This window comes from Paenibacillus gorillae, assembly GCF_000513275.1.
Lineage (GTDB): Bacteria > Bacillota > Bacilli > Paenibacillales > Paenibacillaceae > Pristimantibacillus > Pristimantibacillus gorillae.
On the sequence record NZ_CBVJ010000061.1, the window covers coordinates 1 to 3,702 of the forward strand.

Genomic DNA, 3,702 nt, shown 5'->3' on the forward strand with positions numbered 1-3,702 from the left:
AAGCATAAATTGAGCGATTTTGACAGGATTTCAACTGCACTTTTGCATTTTGATGGCTATTTTTGGCACTTTTGAGGCTCATCAAAATGTATTTTTACATTTTGATGAGATCTCGGTGAGGCTAGACAGTCCGTTAACAGCCCCAGCAATCATCTATCCTGTCATTACGACTCATATACTCATAAAATGTGCACATGATCTCCAACGAGGTGCTAGTTAGAGGGAGAGTTTCGAGCTAAGAGTCCCGGAGGGTCTAAGCTCTTTCTTTTTTGCCTCACCACGAGGTGTTAAAGCCCCGGCAGGGTCTTAACGGACTCGTCATATGCCCTTTTCGGCGGGCGACGGACTATTTTTTGAAGTTAAGACCTCCTGAAGGACTTAACCTTCTCCTTGTACCTCACTACGAGTCCGTTAAGACCCTAGCAGGGTGTTAACGGCCTGGTCACATGCCCTTTTCGGCGGGCGACGGACTATTTTTGAGGGTTTGAGACCCTCGGGATACTAAACGGAAGAGCTGGCGCAAACACATCATAGATGAAAGTCTGTGCTGCTATAGATAACTTAAACGAAAGGCTATGTCACATCGTAATGCTGGTTTTCAACATAAAGAAAACCGGCCTTGTGCAAGGACGATTAACATTTTCCATAAACGGACTGTTATTTAACAATGATTTTGTAAGGGTATGAACCGACATTAAATGTTCCTTTATCGTTTCCTTCAATCGTCACTTCGGTTCTGAAAATATCTGCTTTTTTATCCGAACCGAGCCAAATTCTCTGGTGAGCGGATAGAATAAATAGTCCATTCGCGTCCCCCACAGCAGCAAAAGAATTGTTGTTATCGTTATAGGCATCCAGCTTCAGATTGCTCTCCAAAAGCTCTATAGTACTGTTTACATCATTAACAACTAGACCAATCTCACTAATATTTAAAATATTCATACTCGAAAAAAAGCTATTTACCTCATTATGCAAAGAATGTCTAGAAATAAACTCCACAATATTACCAGAAGGGTCATCAAAGTAAATGGATGTAGCATCCCATGTTTTAGAGTGAATTTTGTAGGAATCGTTTGGCAAAAGATTTAAGGATACTTTTTTAGAACTTAACCAATGTATCGTTTCGTCCATTTTGTTGTTGGGAATGTCAAAAGCAAAATGATAGTAAGGGTTCTCCCCAGCATTTTCTGTTCGCTCAAACGTTAAGTAAGATTGCCCTACCGATACAGTAAATGAATCTTTTGAACGGTCCAACAGCGGCAGTCCAAGTAAATGAGAGTAAAACTCTTGAAGCTGTGCTAAGTTTTTCGTCAGTAACCGTACACGATGTATCCGCAAAATGCTCACTCCTCCTATTCCGTCAAAAGTGACAACTCATAATTTGGAATATAATAAAGCATAATTCGTTAATCTAACAGTTGTTTCTTAATAAATCTATTCCAATCCATCTATATACGAAAAAAGAGAAGTCATCATGAAATACCCCATTTCATGACGCCTTCTCTTACATGCATTAACCTTTGGATGCTAAATATTCGTCGACGATGGCTTGCGTTCTAGCCAAAATTTTAGGAAGACCGTTGTTTTTATTCAATTCGATATATTTCGCTACCGACTGCTCTACATCTGCAACCGTACCGTACTCAATGGGCCTGCCGTACTCTTCGCCAAGCTGGTCACGCCTCGCTAGTTCGTCCTTCATGCCGTCTTCGGCTATAAACAAGCCGTCAAGAGGCGAAATGACATTGATAGGCTCATTCGCAAACTCTTCTTCCTTAACCCAGAAGCTTTTTGCCATACGTGGCTGTCGGACGCATAAATTGCGGCTTCCAGAAAGCCCATTGTCCGCCCCATTCCATGTAGTTGCTAGATGTGGTTTGCATGCCCTCCGGATAGTCAGCAGCCTCCCCGTTGAGCAGGTAAGTCTTGCCCTCTATGCCATACAGCACAAGATCGTACAGCGTCCGATCCGTCTCCAGCATATCGAGGAAGCGCAGCACCCGATCGGGATTTTTGGAATTCCGGTTAATGGCTACCACATTCGCAATGGATGAACGATTAACGAACTTTTTGTCCGGATACAGCAGTGACATGCCCTGCTTATAGGTCGGGTCAACAAATCCAGGATCAGCATTCGCCCATTCATGGGACGTAATCGTAAACATCGACTTGCCGTTTCTCCACTGCAGCGAGGCGTCTCCTTTATCGATTATAGCATCACGGTTAATGAGCCTGTCATCGTACCAAACCTTCGACAGCTTCGCAGATTCGAGATAAAACGGCTGCTGTTCAACAGCCCGCACAATAATCTCCGGATCATTCAAGTAAAAGCCCAAGCCGTGAAAGTTCATATCGACCCATTCTTCCCTTGAAAAAAACAAAGACAAAGGCGGCGTCCGATTAAGCTTCTCATTCGGATACGATTTCCTCAATTCCCGAAGCAGCCAATCGACGTCTTCAATCGTCTTAATGGAATCGGGCTCGATTGACAAACCCGCCTTCTCGGCAAGATCAACCCGCCAGCCGGCGAATTTGCGCTCATTCATTTTCATTGTCCAAGGAAGTCCTACGATTTGCCCGTTTACCGTTGCGGCTGATAGCGTCCCTTGCTCCTTGTACTTGCGGAGCAAATTAGGCGCATATTTCGGGAGAAGCTCATTAAGTGCCATGTAAGAGCCTTTAGCAGCAATAATCTTGTAAGACAGCCAATCGGCATCAAAGTTCATATCCCAGCTGTCACCTGCGGCCGCCATAGCCAGCATCTTTTCCTTATATTCGCTGAACGGGATGAAGTTGATGTCGAATTTAACGTTAAGCCCTTTATTTTTGACATAGCGGCTCACTTCCGACCATACCTCATCCGTCGCTGCCTTCTTTTCCCCGCCAAAATAAAACTTCAGCGTAATTTCCTTTTCTTGTTCTGAACCGTTTTTGGAACCGTCATAGGCATATTCATCGTGATTGCTGCTTCCACAGGCCGCAATACTAAGGCATACCAGCATTGCAGTTGCAAGCATAAGCAGCTTTGCGACAAGTCGGTTCATGATACCATCCTTCCGGGCGGATAATTTTATCGTCTTCCTTAACGCGCATTGAGTTCCTCGCCGTCCTGCAGCACGGGATGCTTCAGCGTAATCGTCGTCCCTGCGCCGGGAGCCGTCTCGATCATCAGTTTATAAGATTCTCCGAAGTAAATTTTCAATCGCTCATTCACGTTGCGCAGGCCAACCCCTCTTCTCACGCCCGGCGCAACAGAGCTTCCCGGCGTATGTTCCTTCTGAAGCTCCTCTACGACAGATGCCGGTATGCCCTTGCCGTTGTCAGCAATAGATATGATGATATCCTGCTCTTCCCGCTTCGCTGAAATGATAATTTTACCCTTCTGAAAATCATCCCGTACGCTATGCTGGATCGCGTTCTCCACCAATGGCTGCAGCAGCAGCCGCAAGAACGGCAGATCAAGCAGCTCTTCGTCGAAGGAGTAAAGTATGCGCACCTGCTGGCCCATACGCGCCTGCTCAATCATAACGTAAGCCTTAACCTGCTCGATTTCACGCCTGAGCGTCGTATTTTCTTTCCCTTGATTCAGGCTTAATCTGAGCAAATTGCCGAGTGCCGACACCATTTCGCTAATGTCGCTGCGCCCGTGATTTTCCGCTTTCCAGCGGATGGATTCCAGCGTATTGTACAGAAAATGCGGAT

At 45.4% G+C, this 3,702-nt stretch carries 4 protein-coding genes; all 4 read right to left on the reverse strand.

The window, feature by feature from the left end:
- Positions 1-657: 657 nt before the first annotated feature.
- Positions 658-1,338, reverse strand: coding sequence for a VOC family protein (locus TY10_RS10635; RefSeq protein WP_042163080.1), 681 nt, complete (start codon positions 1,336-1,338; stop codon positions 658-660).
- A 175-nt stretch (positions 1,339-1,513) separates the two neighbouring features.
- Positions 1,514-1,798, reverse strand: a complete 285-nt coding sequence (locus TY10_RS31455) for a DUF3502 domain-containing protein (RefSeq protein WP_238327537.1) — start codon at positions 1,796-1,798, stop codon at positions 1,514-1,516.
- On the reverse strand, positions 1,776-3,044 hold the full coding sequence (locus TY10_RS10640) for an extracellular solute-binding protein (protein ID WP_238327538.1): 1,269 nt from the start codon (positions 3,042-3,044) through the stop codon (positions 1,776-1,778). Before TY10_RS10640 ends, TY10_RS31455 begins: the two co-directional genes overlap by 23 nt.
- Before the next feature lie 38 nt (positions 3,045-3,082).
- A partial coding sequence (locus TY10_RS10645; protein ID WP_042163082.1) for a sensor histidine kinase occupies positions 3,083-3,702 on the reverse strand: 620 nt, incomplete at its 5' end.

Bases quoted from the DNA above. Each gene is read 5' to 3' on its own strand.
- TY10_RS31455 (WP_238327537.1), bottom strand. From the start codon at position 1,798: ATGGCAAAAAGCTTCTGGGTTAAGGAAGAAGAGTTTGCGAATGAGCCT.
- TY10_RS10640 (WP_238327538.1), bottom strand. From the start codon at position 3,044: ATGAACCGACTTGTCGCAAAGCTGCTTATGCTTGCAACTGCAATGCTG.